At 74.0% G+C, this 14876-nt stretch carries 14 protein-coding genes and 1 pseudogene; 4 read left to right on the forward strand and 11 right to left on the reverse strand.

All coding sequences use genetic code 11. From position 1 onward, the window contains the following. Window positions 1–11: 11 nt before the first annotated feature. The 4 genes and pseudogenes from IE295_RS34005 to IE295_RS31400 form a co-directional block, all read right to left on the reverse strand. A pseudogene (locus IE295_RS34005) lies at window positions 12–1667 on the reverse strand (L-aspartate oxidase); the annotation flags it as partial. Then, complete coding sequence (gene panC, locus IE295_RS31390; protein ID WP_190067194.1) at window positions 1664–2539, reverse strand: pantoate--beta-alanine ligase; 876 nt, start codon at window positions 2537–2539, stop codon at window positions 1664–1666. The pseudogene IE295_RS34005 and the gene panC, both read right to left, overlap by 4 nt. Beyond that, complete coding sequence (locus tag IE295_RS31395) at window positions 2536–3456, reverse strand: Rossmann-like and DUF2520 domain-containing protein (protein WP_190067195.1); 921 nt, start codon at window positions 3454–3456, stop codon at window positions 2536–2538. The genes panC and IE295_RS31395 overlap by 4 nt, the downstream gene beginning before the upstream one ends. Window positions 3457–3569: 113 nt before the next feature. Beyond that, on the reverse strand, window positions 3570–3866 hold the full coding sequence (locus tag IE295_RS31400) for a hypothetical protein (RefSeq protein WP_190067196.1): 297 nt from the start codon (window positions 3864–3866) through the stop codon (window positions 3570–3572). 98 nt (window positions 3867–3964) lie between these two features. Between IE295_RS31400 and IE295_RS31405 the strand changes: the two genes are divergently transcribed. Then, window positions 3965–5083: a DUF5937 family protein gene (locus IE295_RS31405; RefSeq protein WP_190067197.1), complete on the forward strand. Its 1119-nt coding sequence runs from the start codon at window positions 3965–3967 to the stop codon at window positions 5081–5083. A 17-nt stretch (window positions 5084–5100) separates the two neighbouring features. Here the strand turns inward: IE295_RS31405 and IE295_RS31410 are convergent, their stop codons facing one another. After that, window positions 5101–5772 (reverse strand): response regulator, encoded by a 672-nt coding sequence (locus tag IE295_RS31410; RefSeq protein WP_190067198.1) that lies wholly within the window; start codon window positions 5770–5772, stop codon window positions 5101–5103. 46 nt (window positions 5773–5818) lie between these two features. Beyond that, window positions 5819–7015, reverse strand: a complete 1197-nt coding sequence (locus IE295_RS31415; protein ID WP_190067199.1) for a sensor histidine kinase — start codon at window positions 7013–7015, stop codon at window positions 5819–5821. A 121-nt stretch (window positions 7016–7136) separates the two neighbouring features. Between IE295_RS31415 and IE295_RS31420 the strand changes: the two genes are divergently transcribed. Both IE295_RS31420 and IE295_RS31425 read left to right on the forward strand, forming a co-directional pair. After that, window positions 7137–8162, forward strand: a complete 1026-nt coding sequence (locus IE295_RS31420; RefSeq protein ID WP_190067200.1) for an SAM-dependent methyltransferase — start codon at window positions 7137–7139, stop codon at window positions 8160–8162. 12 nt (window positions 8163–8174) lie between these two features. After that, window positions 8175–9317, forward strand: a complete 1143-nt coding sequence (locus IE295_RS31425; RefSeq protein WP_190067201.1) for an NADH-quinone oxidoreductase subunit D — start codon at window positions 8175–8177, stop codon at window positions 9315–9317. 102 nt (window positions 9318–9419) lie between these two features. Here the strand turns inward: IE295_RS31425 and IE295_RS31430 are convergent, their stop codons facing one another. The 4 genes from IE295_RS31430 to IE295_RS31445 all read right to left on the reverse strand — a co-directional run bounded on the left by IE295_RS31430 (window position 9420) and on the right by IE295_RS31445 (window position 12997). After that, window positions 9420–10436 (reverse strand): hypothetical protein, encoded by a 1017-nt coding sequence (locus IE295_RS31430; protein WP_308013201.1) that lies wholly within the window; start codon window positions 10434–10436, stop codon window positions 9420–9422. A gap of 137 nt (window positions 10437–10573) precedes the next feature. Continuing rightward, window positions 10574–11557, reverse strand: a complete 984-nt coding sequence (locus IE295_RS31435; RefSeq protein ID WP_190067203.1) for an ABC transporter substrate-binding protein — start codon at window positions 11555–11557, stop codon at window positions 10574–10576. A gap of 16 nt (window positions 11558–11573) precedes the next feature. Then, on the reverse strand, window positions 11574–12266 hold the full coding sequence (locus IE295_RS31440) for an ABC transporter permease (RefSeq protein WP_190067204.1): 693 nt from the start codon (window positions 12264–12266) through the stop codon (window positions 11574–11576). Further along, window positions 12266–12997 (reverse strand): ABC transporter permease, encoded by a 732-nt coding sequence (locus tag IE295_RS31445; RefSeq protein ID WP_190067205.1) that lies wholly within the window; start codon window positions 12995–12997, stop codon window positions 12266–12268. The genes IE295_RS31440 and IE295_RS31445 overlap by 1 nt, the downstream gene beginning before the upstream one ends. 133 nt (window positions 12998–13130) lie before the next feature. Here IE295_RS31445 and IE295_RS31450 point away from each other — a divergent pair, with 133 nt between their 5' ends. Next, window positions 13131–14303, forward strand: coding sequence for a betaine/proline/choline family ABC transporter ATP-binding protein (locus IE295_RS31450; protein WP_190067206.1), 1173 nt, complete (start codon window positions 13131–13133; stop codon window positions 14301–14303). Between the two features lie 32 nt (window positions 14304–14335). On the opposite strand, the gene IE295_RS31455 is transcribed toward IE295_RS31450, so the two are convergent. Further along, window positions 14336–14827, reverse strand: a complete 492-nt coding sequence (locus IE295_RS31455) for a DUF3180 domain-containing protein (protein ID WP_190067252.1) — start codon at window positions 14825–14827, stop codon at window positions 14336–14338. Window positions 14828–14876: the final 49 nt, after the last annotated feature.

Genomic DNA, 14876 nt, shown 5'->3' on the forward strand with positions numbered 1-14876 from the left:
CGGATCTCCTTGGGGGCGGGAGTCAGGGGCGGGAAGGCGGCCGATTCCGTGGCGGAAACCGTAAGCGTACGGTCCGGGCGCAGGGCCACGATCAGGTGACGGCGCCAGGCGGCATCGTCGCGCTCGGGGTGGTCCTCGCGCCAGTGGCAGCCGCGGGTCTCCTCGCGGCGCAGCGCTCCGGCGACCAGGACCTGGGCGACGTGCAGGAGGTTGGTGGTCTCCCAGGCCTCCGTTCCGGGCTCGGCCGCCTTGTCGGCCTCCTCCTGGATGCGGGCCAGCTCGGCGGCCGCGTGCTCCAGGCTCTGCCGGGAACGCAGCACGCCGGCGCCCTGCGTCATCACGCGCTGGACGGCCAGGCGGGCCTCGGGGGCGAGCAGCGGCAGCGTCGCCGTGCCGGCCACCGGCTCACCCGCCGGGCGGACGCCGGCGGCGATGTCCGCGGCGATGCGCTCGGCGAAGACCAGCCCCTCCAGCAGCGAGTTGGACGCCAGCCGGTTCGCGCCGTGGACACCCGTGCAGGCGACCTCCCCACAGGCGTAGAGACCCTCGATCGTGGTGCGGCCGTGCAGGTCGGTGCGTACTCCGCCCGAGGCGTAGTGCGCGGCGGGCGCGACCGGGATGGGCTCGGTCACCGGGTCGATGCCGTGCGCCCGGCAGGCGGCGAGGATCGTGGGGAAGCGGTGCTCCCACATCCGCGCGCCGAAGTGGCGGGCGTCGAGGTACATGTGCTCGGCGCCCTGCTCCTGCATGCGCCGCGTGATGCCCTTGGCGACGATGTCGCGCGGGGCGAGCTCGGCCAGTTCGTGCGCGCCGACCATGAAGCGGTGGCCGTCGGCGTCCACCAGGTGGGCGCCCTCGCCGCGCACCGCCTCCGACACCAGCGGCTGCTGGCCCTCGGCGTCCGGGCCCAGCCACAGCACGGTGGGGTGGAACTGGACGAACTCCAGGTCGGAGACCTCCGCGCCGGCCCGCAGGGCCAGCGCGACGCCGTCGCCGGTGGAGACGGCGGGGTTGGTGGTCGCGGAGAACACCTGGCCCATGCCGCCGGTGGCCAGCACCACGGCTCCGGCCCGCACCGAGCCGACCCCGTCGTGCTGTCCCTCGCCCATGACGTGCAGCGAGACGCCGGCGGCCCGGCCCTCGGCGTCCTTGAGGAGGTCCAGGACGAGGGCGTGCTCGATCGTCTCGATGCCCGCCGCGCGCACGGCCTCGACCAGGGCGCGCGATATCTCGGCGCCGGTGGCGTCGCCGCCGGCGTGGGCGATGCGGTTGCGGTGGTGGCCGCCCTCGCGGGTCAGCAGGATCTCGCCCGTGCCGGCGTCGGTGTCGAAGCGGGCGCCGGCGGCGATCAGGCGGCGCACGGCGTCCGGGCCCTCGGTGACCAGGGTCCGTACGGCCTCGTCGTCGCACAGGCCGGCGCCGGCGACGAGGGTGTCGTCCAGGTGCTGGGCGGGGGTGTCGCCGTCGCCGAGGGCGGCGGCGATGCCGCCCTGGGCCCAGCGGGTCGAGCCGTCGTCCAGGCGGGCCTTGGTGACGAGGGTGACCTTGCGGCCGGCGGCGGCGCAGCGCAGCGCCACGGTGAGGCCGGCGACTCCGGAGCCGATGACGACGACGTCGGCACTGGCCGCCCAGCCGGGGCGGGGCGCGTGCAGTCGTATACCGGTCATCGGTCTGCTCCAGGTGCCTCGAATTCCAGCGGGACGTTGTCGATCAGGCGCGTCGTGCCGACGCGGGCGGCGACGGCGAGCACGGCCGGGCCGGTGAAGTCGTCGGGGACCTCGGTGAAGTCGGCCGGGTCGACGAGGGCCAGGTAGTCCAGGTCGGCCGGCGGGGTCATCCCCGCCGCCTCGTGCAGGACGACGTGGGCGGCGTGGCGGACGGCCGCGGGGCCGAGCTCGACGACGTTGTGGGCGGCGAGCAGGGCGCGGGAGAGCTCGAGCGCGGTGGTGCGGTCCGCGGCGGAGAGGTAGCGGTTGCGGCTGGACAGCGCCAGGCCGTCGGCCTCCCGGACCGTGGGCACGCCGACGATCTCGACGGGGAAGTTCAGGTCGCGCGTCATGCGGCGGATCATGGCCAGCTGCTGGGCGTCCTTCTGCCCGAACAGCGCCAGGTCGGGCGCGGTGAGGTGCAGCAGCTTGGCGACGACGGTCAGCACGCCGTCGAAGTGGCCGGGGCGGAAGGCGCCCTCGAGCCGCTCGCCCATGGGGCCGGCGCTGACCCGCACCTGCGGCTCGCCGCCGGGGTAGACCTCGTCGACGGACGGGGCGAACACCGCGTCGGCGCCGGCCTCCCGCGCGATCCCGAGGTCGGCGTCCAGGGTGCGCGGATAGCGGTCGAGGTCCTCGCCGGCGCCGAACTGCAGCGGGTTGACGAAGACGGTGACGACGACCTGGCCGTCGCCGCCCACCAGCTCGCGGGCGGTGCGCACGAGGGTGGCGTGGCCCTCGTGCAGGGCGCCCATGGTCATCACCACGGCGCGGCGGCCCGTGCGCGGGAGGGCGTGGAGCTCCTCGGCGGTACGGGTGAGCTGGATGGTCACTGGTTGCCTCCGTCCGCGAGGACGCCGAGCAGGTCCTCCGCCAGTTCCGGCTTGAGCAGGCCGTGCGCGAGGGCGCGGTCCGCGGTCGTACGGGCCATGGCCAGGTATCCGGCGACGGCCTGGGGGGCGTGCGCGCGCAGCTCGGCGACGTGCGCGGCGACCGTGCCGGCGTCGCCGCGCGCGACGGGGCCGGTCAGGGCGGCGTCCCCGCTGCGCAGGGCGTTGTCGAGGGCGGCGCCCAGGAGCGGGCCGAGCATGCGGGCGGGGTGGCCGACGCCGGCCGTGCGCAGCAGCTCCATGCTCTGGGCGACGAGGGTGACGAGGTGGTTCGCGCCGATGGCCAGGGCCGCGTGGTAGAGCGGGCGGGCGCTCTCCTCGATCCACTCGGGCTCGCCGCCCATCTCGATGACCAGCGCCTCCGCGGCCAGCCGCAGCGGCTCGGGGGCGGTGACGCCGAAGGAGCAGCCGGCCAGGCGCTGGACGTCGACCGGGGTGCCGGTGAAGGTCATCGCGGGGTGCAGGGCCAGGGGCAGGGCGCCGGCGCGGGTGGCCGGGTCGAGCACGGCGGTGCCGTGCCGGCCCGAGGTGTGCACCAGGAGCTGCCCGGGGCGCACGGCGCCGGTCTCCGCGAGGCCGGCGACGAGGCCCGGCAGGGCGTCGTCCGGCACGGTCAGCAGGACCAGTTCGGCGTGCGCGAGCACATCGGCGGGGGCCATGACCGGCACGTCCGGCAGCATGGCCGCGGCGCGCCGCAGCGAGGCGTCCGAGACACCGGAGACGGCGACCGGGCGGTGCCCGGCGAGCTGCAGGGACGCCGCGAGGGCGGGCCCCACGCGGCCGGCGCCGACGACGCCGACGGTGAGCCGGGCGGGCCGGTCCTGGGGGCTCGCATGCTCGGGCGAGAGGTGTGCGTTCACGCGGCGGGATGCCTTCCGTTCCAGTCCGCGGGGGTACCGGACGATTCCCTTGTCATGCTACGCGAGGACCCGCACGCCTCCTCCGCTCGTCCCCAGCCCTGTGGACGACGTGTTCAGCGCCGGGCGCCGGGCACCGGCCGGGCGGTGTCGCCGGCGCCGGCCGGCCCGGGAGCGGCGGTGCGGGCGGGGGCGGTACGGGCCGGGGCGGCCGGCCGCCGCAGGCGGCCGAGGACGGCGGCCCACCGGGCCCGCCGGGCGGCGACGCGCTCGTCGACGACGGCGCGGAAGGCCCGCCGGGTGCGGAACTCCCGGACCAGGTGCCACTCGCCGGTCCCGGGGGCGGGAGGCGCGGGGAGGTCGTGCCGGGCGGAACGGTAGAGGTCGAACATGTGCTGCTGAGTGGCGTCCATGTCTCTACGGTGCGAACCGTCGGCCGTTTTCGCCCCCTGGATTGACGAGGAACGTCAATCGGCGGCCCGACCTGCGAAAAGAGAGGCACGATGGCCCCATGAGCGTGATGATCGACATCGCGGGCCTGCCCACCGAGCGCCTGGTGTTCCGCCCCTCGCCCCTCGCCGAGCTGTGCACCGCGCTGCACGCCCTGGCCGAGCCCGGGCACCACCCGGGCCTGCACGGCTGGACGACGGCGACGAACTCCTCCCTCAAGCCGGACCTCGCGGACCGGCTGTGCGAGGCGGACTTCCTGTGGACCTCGACGTTCTCGGACATCAGCCTGCCGTTCGCCGCGCTGCCGGACGCCCACGGCCAGCCGGGAGCCACGCTCGCCGAGGACCTCGACCAGCTGGACCGGCTCGACGACGAGCTCTTCGCCGACGCCGCCCTGGAGATCTCCTGCTCCCGGCTCTACACCCAGAAGGGCCCGTCGCCGCTGGTGAACGCCCGGGCCAGGGAGCTGGCCCTGGAGCGGGCCACCGCGCGCGGCCCGCGCCAGCTGGACTTCGCCAAGCGGCTGCTGGAGGACCCGCCGGCGGTACGGGCCTGGCTGCGCCGTCTCTTCGAGGACTGCGCGGAGGCGTTCTTCAACGACCTCTGGCAGCGGGTGCGCGTCCAGCTGGCCGCCGACGCCCGGCACAAGACGGAGGTGCTGCGGCACAAGGGGCTCGCCGAGGCGCTGGCCGAGGTGTCGCCCGCCATGGCGCTGTCGGACGACGGCGCCCGGATCGTCGTCGACAAGCTCGGCAGCGGCCGGACGAACGCGGTCGACCCGGCGGTCGGCGCGGGCGTCACCTTCGTCCCGTCCGCCATCGGCTGGCCCCACCTGTGGGTGCTGCACGCCCCCGGCTGGCGCCCGGTGGTCCACTACCCGGTGGCCGCGCCCGAGCTGCCCGGCCCCGCCTCCCTGGACCTGCTCAAGCTGCGCCTGGAGGCCCTGTCCCACCACATGCGGATGCGGATGTGCCGCTACCTGGCGCGGGCCGCGTACAGCACGGGCGAGCTGGCGACCGCGCTCGACATCAGCGCGCCGGAGGTCTCCCGGCACATCGCGGTGCTCAAGAAGGCCGGCCTGGTCACCACCCGGCGCCGCGGCCGGTACGTCCTGCACCAGCTGGACCTGACGGTGGTGGCCCGGCTGGGCAGCGACTTCGTGGAGGGCGTGCTGCGCTAGCGGCCGGCCGCCGGCCGCTAGCCCTTGCCGCCGGCCCGCACCAGCCCGCTCTCGTACGCCATCACCACGACCTGCACCCGGTCGCGCAGGCCCAGCTTGGTCAGGATCCGGCCGACGTGGGTCTTCACCGTCGCCTCCGACAGCACCAGCCGGGCCGCGATCTCGCCGTTGGACAGGCCCTGGGCCACCAGCAGCATCACCTCGCGCTCGCGCTCGGTCAGCCGGCCGATCTCGGCGCTGGTGGGTTCCTTGCCGGCGCTGGGCAGCATGGGGGTGAACCGGTCCAGCAGGCGGCGGGTGGTGCTGGGGGCGACCACCGCGTCGCCGCTGTGCACGGCGCGGATCGCGCCCAGCAGCTCGGCGGGCGGCACGTCCTTGAGCATGAAGCCGCTCGCGCCGACCTTGAGCGCCGAGAAGGCGTACTCGTCGAGGTCGAAGGTGGTCAGGATCAGCACCTTGGGCGGGTCGTCCTGGGCGCAGATGCGGCGGGTCGCCTCCACCCCGTCCAGCCGCGGCATGCGGACGTCCATCAGGACGACGTCCACCGCCGTGCCGGCCAGCACCTCCAGCGCCTCCTGGCCGTCCCCGGCCTCGGCGACGACCTCCATGTCGGGCTGGGCGGCCAGCACCATGCGGAAGCCGGTGCGCAGCAGCACCTGGTCGTCGACGAGCATCACGCGGATCGACATGCGAGGTCCCTCTCGAAGTAGTGGTACAGGCAGACTACGCAGCCGCTCAGCGGCCGGACCTGATGGGCAGCAGCACGCTGATGCGGAAGCCGCCGCCCGGCCGCGGCCCCGCGTCCAGCGTGCCCCCGACCATGCCCACGCGCTCGCGCATCCCGATCAGGCCGTGTCCCATGCCGTCCGCGCCGCCCGACTCGTACAGCTCGTGCTGGGCGCCGCGGCCGTCGTCCTCGACCAGCAGGCCCAGCCCGTCGTCGAAGTAGGTGAGCCGCACGCTGGCCCCGACGTCGGGGCCGCCGTGCTTGCGGGTGTTGGTCAGCGCCTCCTGGACGATGCGGTAGGCGGTCAGCTCCACCCCGCTCGGCAGCGGCCGCGGCGCGCCCTCGACCCGGAACTCCACCGGCAGCCCCGCGCCGCGCACCTGCTCGACCAGCTCGCCGATCTGCTCCACGTCGGGCTGCGGGACGTACTCGCCGCCCTCGGCGGCATCGTCCGTGCGCAGCACGCCCAGCAGCCGCCGCATCTCGGCCAGGGCCTGGCGGCCGGTGCCGGAGATCGTCGCCAGGGCCTGCTTGGCCTGCTCGGGCGAGGAGTCCAGGACGTAGGCGGCGCCGTCGGCCTGCACCACCATCACCGACACGTTGTGCGCGACGACGTCGTGCAGCTCGCGGGCGATGCGGGCGCGCTCGGCGGTGACCGCGATCTGCGCCTGCTGCTCGCGCTCCTTCTCCAGGCGGGTGGCCCGCTCCTCCAGCTGCGCCCAGTAGGCGCGGCGGGTGCGGACCGAGTCGCCCATCACCCAGGCCAGGATGAAGGGGACGGTCAGGAAGACGGCGCCCATGACGTGCTGGCCCGCCGACGTCACGGGGTCCGGCCAGCGGACCGTGGCCAGCAGCGGCGCCAGCAGGCCGCCGATCAGGGCGTAGCGGGAGGCCCAGCGGGTGTGGCCGGACGCCACCGTGTAGATGATCACCAGGAAGGCGAAGTCCCAGATGTTGGGGCCCACGTCGAACGCCAGCTGGAGCAGCCCGGCCGCCGTGGCCAGCAGCAGCATCTTCTCGGGCCACCGCCGCCGCAGGGCGACCACGGCGCTCAGCGCCACCGCCGTGAGCAGTTGCAAGGCCAGCCGCCCGTGCCCGTCCGACTCCCAGATGACGGACATGCCGCTGAGCCCGAGGAGCAACAGGGCCCAGAAGCTGTCCACACCCGTCGGGTGCCTGCGGAGAAAGTCGTAGAGGCGGTGCACGTCACCCAGCGTAGGCACGCCGGATCGCCGCCCGGGTCAGCCCGGCGATCGATCCGGCCGCTTTCCTTCTACTCCCCAAGGTGGAGGCCCTCCCGCCGCCACCCCGGCTTACCGTGTGCGTATGGCAAGCGGAACGAACGGCACGAGAACCTGGCGGGAGGCCGCCGAGGCCGCCCTGTACGGCCCCGGCGGCTTCTATCGCCGCCCCGAGGGCCCCGCCGGTCACTTCCGTACGTCCGTGCACGCCTCCCCCCTCTACGCCGGAGCCGTCGTGGAGCTGCTGCGCCGCGTCGACGCCGCGCTCGGGCACCCGGCGGAGCTGGCGTTCGTCGACGTCGGGGCGGGCCGCGGCGAGCTCGTCCAAGGAGTGCTCGACCGCTGCCCGGCGGAGCTCGCCGGGCGGCTGCGCCCGTACGCCGTGGAGCTCGCCGCCCGCCCGCCCGGCCTCGACGCCCGCGTGGACTGGCTGGACGCGCCCCCCGACGGCGTCGAGGGACTGCTCTTCGCCAACGAGTGGCTGGACAACGTGCCGCTGGACGTCGCCGAGACCGACGGCGAGGGCACCCCCCGCCAGGTGCTCGTCCGGCCGGACGGCGAGGAGCTGCTCGGCGACCCGGTCACCGGCGAGGACGCCGGCTGGCTGGCCCGCTGGTGGCCGCTGGACGGCGCGCCGCCCGGCTCCCGGGCCGAGATCGGCCACCCGCGCGACGCCGCGTGGTCCCGCGCGGCCGGCGGCCTGCGGGCCGGGCTCGCGGTGGCCGTGGACTACGCGCACGAGCGCGCGACCCGCCCGCCCTTCGGCACCCTCACCGGCTTCCGCGACGGCCGCGAGGTGCGGCCGGTGCCGGACGGCTCGTGCGACATCACCGCCCACGTCGCCCTCGACGCGGCCACCCTGCCGGGCGGATCGGTCACCACCCAGCGCGAGGCGCTGCGCGCCCTGGGCGTGGACGGCACCCGCCCGCCCCTGTCGCTCGCCTCGGCCGACCCGGCCGCCTACGTACGGGCGCTGGGGACGGCCGGCGAGGCGGCCGAGCTGACGTCCCCGGCGGGACTGGGCGGCTTCGGCTGGCTGCTGCAGCCGGTGGGCGGGGCCTGCGCGGGACTGCTCGACGGCGCCCCGGACGAGCCGGGCGCCGGAGGCTGAGAAACTAGGCCCATGACGGAGACGACAGTCGGCATCGGCGGCGCGGCGGAGAGCACCGACATGGTGCTCAACATCGGGCCTCAGCACCCGTCCACCCACGGTGTGCTGCGGCTGCGCCTCGTCCTGGACGGCGAGCGGGTCCAGCACGCCGAACCGGTCATCGGCTACATGCACCGGGGCGCGGAGAAGCTCTTCGAGGCGCGCGACTACCGGCAGATCATCATGCTCGCCAACCGCCACGACTGGCTGTCGGCGTTCTCCAACGAGCTGGGCGTCGTCATCGCCGTCGAGCGGATGCTCGGCATGGAGGTCCCCGAGCGGGCGGTGTGGACGCGCACGCTCCTGGCCGAGCTGAACCGGGTGCTCAACCACCTGATGTTCCTCGGCTCCTACCCGCTGGAGCTCGGCGGCATCACGCCCGTCTTCCACGCGTTCCACGAGCGCGAGGAGCTGCAGACGGTGATGGAGGAGGTCTCCGGCGGCCGGATGCACTACATGTTCAACCGCGTGGGCGGCCTCAAGGAGGACCTGCCCGCCGGCTGGCTCGGCCGGGCCCGGCACGCGGTGGCCCAGGTCCGCTCCCGGATGGACGTCTACGACCGGCTGGTGCTCGGCAACGAGATCTTCCGGGGCCGTACGCGCGGCGTCGGCGTCCTCTCGCGCGAGGCCGTGCACGCCTACGGGGTCAGCGGGCCGATCGCCCGCGCCTCCGGCGTCGACTTCGACCTGCGCCGCGACGAGCCGTACCTCGCCTACGGCGAGCTGGGCGACGTCCTGAAGGTCGTCACCCGCGAGGAGGGCGACTGCCTGGCCCGCTTCGAGTGCCTGCTGGAGCAGACGCACAACGCGCTGGACCTGGCCGACGCCTGCCTGGACCGGATGGCCGACCTCCCGCCCGGCCCGATCAACCAGCGGCTGCCCAAGGTGCTCAAGGCGCCCGAGGGCTCGACCTACGTGTGGACCGAGAACCCGCTGGGCCTCAACGGCTACTACCTGGTCTCCAAGGGCGACAAGACGCCCTACCGGCTCAAGCTGCGCTCGGCGTCCTTCAACAACATCCAGGCGCTGACCGAGCTGCTGCCCGGCACGCTCGTCGCCGACATGGTCGCGATCCTGGGCTCGCTGTTCTTCGTCGTCGGCGACATCGACAAGTAGACCGGAAGGCCCCGCAGGCAGGCGCGGACCGGCGCGGACCGGGCCCCGGATACGCCGAAGGCCGGCCCGTACGGGCCGGCCCTGCGAGGCGGGAGCCGCGCGCTACGAAATGGCGGTGCGCAGCTCGGCGACGTCTATCTGCTCGGTCTCGTCGTGCGCGGTGAGATCGATGACCTCGTCCGTCTCGACGGCTTCGACGGACCCGACGGCCCGGACGGCCTGCGCGTCGGCCAGGGCCTCCTCGCCGACGACGTCCGCGAGGTCCTGCTCCTCGACGGGCTTGGGGGCCGGGGACGCCTTCTTGTTTCCGAAGAAGTCGAAGCCGCCCTGCGCCCGGGACGCCGGGCGCCGCGCGGCGGGCAGCGCCGCACCGGTGCCGGCCGCGGGAGCGGCGGCCTTCGCGGGGGCGAGGGCCTTGGCGGGCGCGACGGCCTTGGGCGCGGGCAGGGACGCGGGCACGGGCGCCGGGCCGGACGTGGACGCGGGCTTGAGCTCGGGCCTGAGCCCGGACTTGGGCTCGGGCTTGGACTCGGTCGCCTTCGCCTCCACGGCCTCGGGCTCGGGCTTCGCGGCCGCCCGCGCGCGCTGCGCGGCGGCGTTGCGCTCGAGGTCCCGCAGCGCGTCGGCGGCCCTGCGGAACGCGGCGGCGCCGGGGGCCGTGCCCTCGGAGCGCGTACCGGCCGCACCCGCCGCCTCCAGCTCCAGCGCCTTCCCCGGCGCCTTGCCCTTGGCGAGCAGACGGCGGCCCTCCAGCGCGCTGGCGCGCCCGGTCTCGGCGGCGGCGTAACGGCGCAGCAGGTCGGCGTGTTCGGTACGGAGCCGGGCGAGCTCGGCGCGCTTGCCCCGGAGCTTGGACTCCAGGCGCGTCCGGGCCAGACGGGTCTCCTCGAGGTCCGTCTCCAGCTCGGCTATGCGCTCCTCGGTCTTCCACTCCTCGCGCGTACGGGCGGCGGTGAGCTGGGCAACGCGCTTGCCGGCCGCGCGGTCCCAGCGGCGCGTCAGGACCGAGCCCACGACGGTGGCGGCCGCGGCGGCCACGGCGAGGCCCCGTATGACGACCGTTTCACCCACCACCAGGGCGCCGGCGGCGCAGACGACTGATGTCGCGGCGACCGTCAACGGTGGAAGAAGCCGGTGCAGGGGTGCGGAATGGCGGTGGCGTCCTCGTGGCATGGCCTGAAACTTACCGTGCGTTGCCACGACCGTGGGACTCCACCACCAAACTGTTCCCTTGATCTTACTTCTCCCCTACGCGATCACTTCGTCAGAAGCCGCTTCTCCTTGAGGTACTGGGCGGCCACGTCGGCGGGCTTGAGGCGCTGCGCGTCGACCTTCTTGTTGAGTTCGGTGAGATCGGCCGTGGTCAGCACCCGGGTGAGCTTCCCCAGGGCGTCGGTGATCTTCTGCGAGCCGGCCTTCTCGGCATTCACGACCGGCAGGACGTTGTCGGAGTTCTGGAGCTTCTTGTCGTCCTCGAGGAGAACGAGTCCGAACTGTTCGAGCGTGGCGTCCGTGGTGGTGGTCAGCAGCAGCTGGTCCTTGCCGTCCTTGACCGCCTGCTTGGCCTGGGTGCTGCCGACCTCGAGCGGGTCGATGCCGCTGACCTCGATGCCGTAGGTCTTCTCCAGGCCGGGCTTGCAGAAGGGCCGCTGGGAGCATTCGTCGCCCGCCGCGAGCCTGACCGGCAGCTTCGCCTTTCCGAGGTCGGAAAGGGTCTTGAGCTGGTGTTCCTTCGCGAACTCGGCCGTCACCGCGAAGGCGTTCTGGTCCACGGCGCGGCCCGCGTCGAGCACCTTCAGGCCGCGCGGCCCGGCGAGTTTACGGAGGGCGTTCACCGTGGCCTCGGCATCGGCCGAAGCGACCTGGGGGGCGTCCTTGCCGTTCTGCTTCTTGTTGAGGAATTCGGCCAGGGTCGCGGCGTACTCGGGAACGACGTCGATCTCGCCCTTCTCCAGCTCCGGTTCATAGAGCTCGCGCGCGTCCGCGGTCTTGATCGACGTGGAATATCCGGCGTCCCTGAGCAGCCGCGCGTATATCTCCGCAAGAATCTTCGATTCCGTGAAAGAAGCGGAGCCGATGACCAGGGACTCCTGTCCCGGCTTCGCGGGGCCGCCCGCCCCGCCGCCGGACTTCTCCAGGCTGTCGCCGCCGCACGCGGCGAGGCCCGCCGTCAGGGCGGTGACGCCGGCCGCCGCCAGCAGGGCGCGTGCGGTCCGCGCCCGGCGCGGGGTCCTGGCCATACGATTCTCCATCCAGTCAGGCGGGTCGATCTTGAACAGCCGTCACATGCCCGCGCATGGGGTCCAGAAACCGCTGCAGCAGCACGAAGGCGCCCTCGACCAGCAGCGCGAGCGCGGCCACCAGCAGCGCGCCGGCCACCACCTGCGCGGTGTCGGTGAGCCGGAAGCCGGCCGTGATGATCCGGCCGAGGCCGCCGCCGCCGGGCAGCGCGGCGAGCGTGGTCGTGGCCACCACCTGCACGGCGGCCGTCCGCACCCCGGTCACGATCAGCGGGAAGGCCAGCGGGAGCTCGACCCGGGCGATCACCTGAGCGCCCGTCATGCCCATCCCCCGCGCGGCCTCCACCATGTCGCGGTCGACCTCGCGCATCCCCACGTAGGCGTTGGTCAGCAGCGGGGGTATCGCGAAGAGCACCAGCGCGATGACGGTCGGCCAGGAGCCGTGCGTGCCGAGCGGGCTGAGGAGCAGCAGCACCAGCACCGCGAACGTGGGCACCGCCCGCCCCACGTTGGCGATGTTCACCGCGAGGGCGCCGCCCTTGCCCAGGTGGCCCAGCACCACGGCGACGGGCAGGGCCACGGCGCATGAGATCAGCAGGCACACCACGGTCAGGAAGAGGTGCTCGCCCAGGCGGTGCCAGACGCCGTCCGTGCCGCTCCAGTGGGCGGCGGTGGCCAGCCAGTCCCACGTGCGCTCGAGGACTCCCATCAGGCCACCGCCTTCTCGGGCCGGCCGGCCCCGCCGGCCACGGGCTTCCCGGGCTTCGTACGACGCTTGGGCCTCGCCCAGGGCGTCAGCAGCCGCTGCACCAGCAGCAGGGCGAGGTCGGCGACGACCGCCAGCACCACGCACAGCACCGAAGCGGTCAGCACCTGGGACTTGAAGTAGCTGCGCATGCCCTCGTAGATGAGATTGCCCAGGCCGCCGTACCCGATGATGGCCCCCACCGTCGTCAGCGAGACGGTCGAGACCGTGGCGATCCGCAGACCCGCCATCAGGGCGGGCAGGGCGAGGGGCAGTTCCACCGCGAACAGCAGGCGGACCGGGCCGTATCCCATGCCGCGCGCCGCCTCGCGGGCATCCTGGGGCACCGACGCGAGGCCGGCGAGGATGTTCCGCACGAGGATCGTCAGCGAATACAGCACCAGGCCGGTCACCACGACCGCCGCCGACAGCCCGAAGACGGGCACGAGCAGCGAGAACATGGCCAGCGACGGCACGGTGTACAGGATCGTGGTCGCGCCGAGGACCGGCCCCGCGACGGGCCGCCACCTGCGGGCGAGCAGGGCCAGGGGAAGGGCGACGAGCAGGCCTATGGCGACCGACGCCAGGGTGATGCCGATGTGCTGGAGGGTCGCGTCCGTCAGCTCCTGACCGCGCGTGCGCACGTACTCGCCGCAGATCCAGTCATTGGCGATCAAACAATTCCCGTCCGCCATCCGTGCCTCACCTCCCCCTCGGCCTTCACGGTCTGTCACTGGCGACCCTAACCCGGGGCACTGACATTCGCCTCCGGCCGTGCACATCCCTGCCACCATTGTTCGAGCGGCAGTCCGGCGACAATGGGGAACCATGATCCGTTTCGAGCACGTCACCAAGAGCTACGCCGACGGCACCACCGCCGTGGACGACCTGTCCTTCGAGGTGGCGGAGGGCGAGCTGGTCACGCTCGTCGGACCCTCGGGCTGCGGCAAGACGACCACCATGAAGATGGTCAACCGCCTGATCGAGCCCACCAGCGGCCGGATCCTCGTCGACGGCGAGGACATCTCCACCGTCGACCCGGTCCAGCTGCGCCGCCGCATCGGCTACGTCATCCAGCAGGTCGGGCTCTTCCCGCACAAGACGGTGCTCGACAACACCGCGACCGTGCCGCACCTGCTGGGCTGGCAGCGCAAGCGCGCCCGCGCCCGGGCGGCCGAGCTGCTGGACCTCGTGGGGCTCGACCCGTCCGTCTACGGCGACCGCTACCCCGACCAGCTCTCAGGCGGGCAGCGCCAGCGCGTCGGCGTGGCCCGCGCGCTGGCGGCGGACCCGCCGGTCCTCCTGATGGACGAGCCCTTCGGTGCGGTCGACCCCGTCGTGCGCGAGCGGCTGCAGAACGAGTTCCTGCGGCTGCAGTCCCAGGTGCGCAAGACCGTGCTGTTCGTCACCCACGACATCGAGGAGGCCGTCCGCCTCGGGGACCGCATCGCGGTCTACGGGAACGGGCGCATCGAACAGTTCGACGCTCCGGCGGCGGTGCTGGGGGCTCCCGCCACGCCGTACGTGGCCGACTTCGTCGGGGCCGACCGGGGCCTGAAGCGGCTGTCGGTGACGCCCATCGAGGCCGGCGACCTCGAACAGCCGCCGGTGGTGCGGCTGGACGACCGGCTGTCCACGGTGGCGGAGCGGCTCGCCGAGGAGGGCGCGCGCTGGGCCGTCGTCGTGGACGACTCGGGGCGGCTGCACGGCTGGGTGTCGGCGGACGCGGTGGCCTCCGCCGATCCCGCCGTCCGGGTGCGGGAGCGGGCCCGGCGCATGGACGCGTGGCTTCCGCTCGGGGCGTCGCTGAAGAAGGCGTTCAGCACGATGCTGCAGCACGACGCCGGGTGGATCGCCGTGCTGGACGGCGACCAGGCCGATCACTACCTGGGCGTGCTCACGCCGGCCCGGCTGCACGAGGCGCTGCGGCGCTCCATCGAGGCCGACGCGCGGGGCGGGGCGCGCAGCGAGGTGGACGTGGAGACGGTGCCGGGGCTGTAGGCGCCCGGCACCGGCTCACGCGCGGGAGGCGTTCACGCGCGTGAGGCGTCCGCTCCGCCGTTCTCGTCGTCGTCCTCCGGGAGCTTGCACACCCGCTCCATGAAGAAGGCGGCGGCCACGACGCACGCGCCCGCGAGGACGGAGGCACCGGCGTAGATGGCCTGATCCCGCCGGGCGGGGACGTCGAGGCCGTCGATGAGGAGGAAGACGCCGACGCCGCCGTACATGCCCGCGACCAGGGCGGCGACCAGGGCGCTGGCCTGCCCGAAGACGACCGCACGGGCGGCCAGCAGCGGGTCGACGCCCTTCGCGCCGGGCCGGCGCTCGCGCTGGGCGCGCAGCCGGGCCCGCAGCGACAGGGCCGTCGCGGCGAGCACGACGGCGATCACCGCCAGCACGATCGGCGCGGCCACCGGCACGCTCGGGAGCGTGCCGAAGGAGTCCCACAGCCGGGCCCCGGCCCACGACAGCACCCCGGCCACGGCGAACAGCCCGACCAGCACCCCGATCCGAAGTTGCTTCACCGAGCCGTCGCCCCTCATCGTCGTTCTCCCTCGACCACTACACCCGCCG

Source organism: Streptomyces griseocarneus (genome assembly GCF_014655595.1).
In the GTDB taxonomy this organism is placed as follows: Bacteria; Actinomycetota; Actinomycetes; order Streptomycetales; family Streptomycetaceae; genus Streptomyces; species Streptomyces griseocarneus.

What these genes read in the sequence shown, in the direction of transcription:
- IE295_RS31400 (WP_190067196.1), bottom strand. Translation starts at nt 3,866, where the DNA reads ATGGACGCCACTCAGCAGCACATGTTCGACCTCTACCGTTCCGCCCGG.
- IE295_RS31405 (WP_190067197.1), top strand. Translation starts at nt 3,965, where the DNA reads ATGAGCGTGATGATCGACATCGCGGGCCTGCCCACCGAGCGCCTGGTG.
- IE295_RS31410 (WP_190067198.1), bottom strand. Translation starts at nt 5,772, where the DNA reads ATGTCGATCCGCGTGATGCTCGTCGACGACCAGGTGCTGCTGCGCACC.
- IE295_RS31420 (WP_190067200.1), top strand. Translation starts at nt 7,137, where the DNA reads ATGGCAAGCGGAACGAACGGCACGAGAACCTGGCGGGAGGCCGCCGAG.
- IE295_RS31425 (WP_190067201.1), top strand. Translation starts at nt 8,175, where the DNA reads ATGACGGAGACGACAGTCGGCATCGGCGGCGCGGCGGAGAGCACCGAC.
- IE295_RS31435 (WP_190067203.1), bottom strand. Translation starts at nt 11,557, where the DNA reads ATGGCCAGGACCCCGCGCCGGGCGCGGACCGCACGCGCCCTGCTGGCG.
- IE295_RS31440 (WP_190067204.1), bottom strand. Translation starts at nt 12,266, where the DNA reads ATGGGAGTCCTCGAGCGCACGTGGGACTGGCTGGCCACCGCCGCCCAC.
- IE295_RS31445 (WP_190067205.1), bottom strand. Translation starts at nt 12,997, where the DNA reads ATGGCGGACGGGAATTGTTTGATCGCCAATGACTGGATCTGCGGCGAG.
- IE295_RS31450 (WP_190067206.1), top strand. Translation starts at nt 13,131, where the DNA reads ATGATCCGTTTCGAGCACGTCACCAAGAGCTACGCCGACGGCACCACC.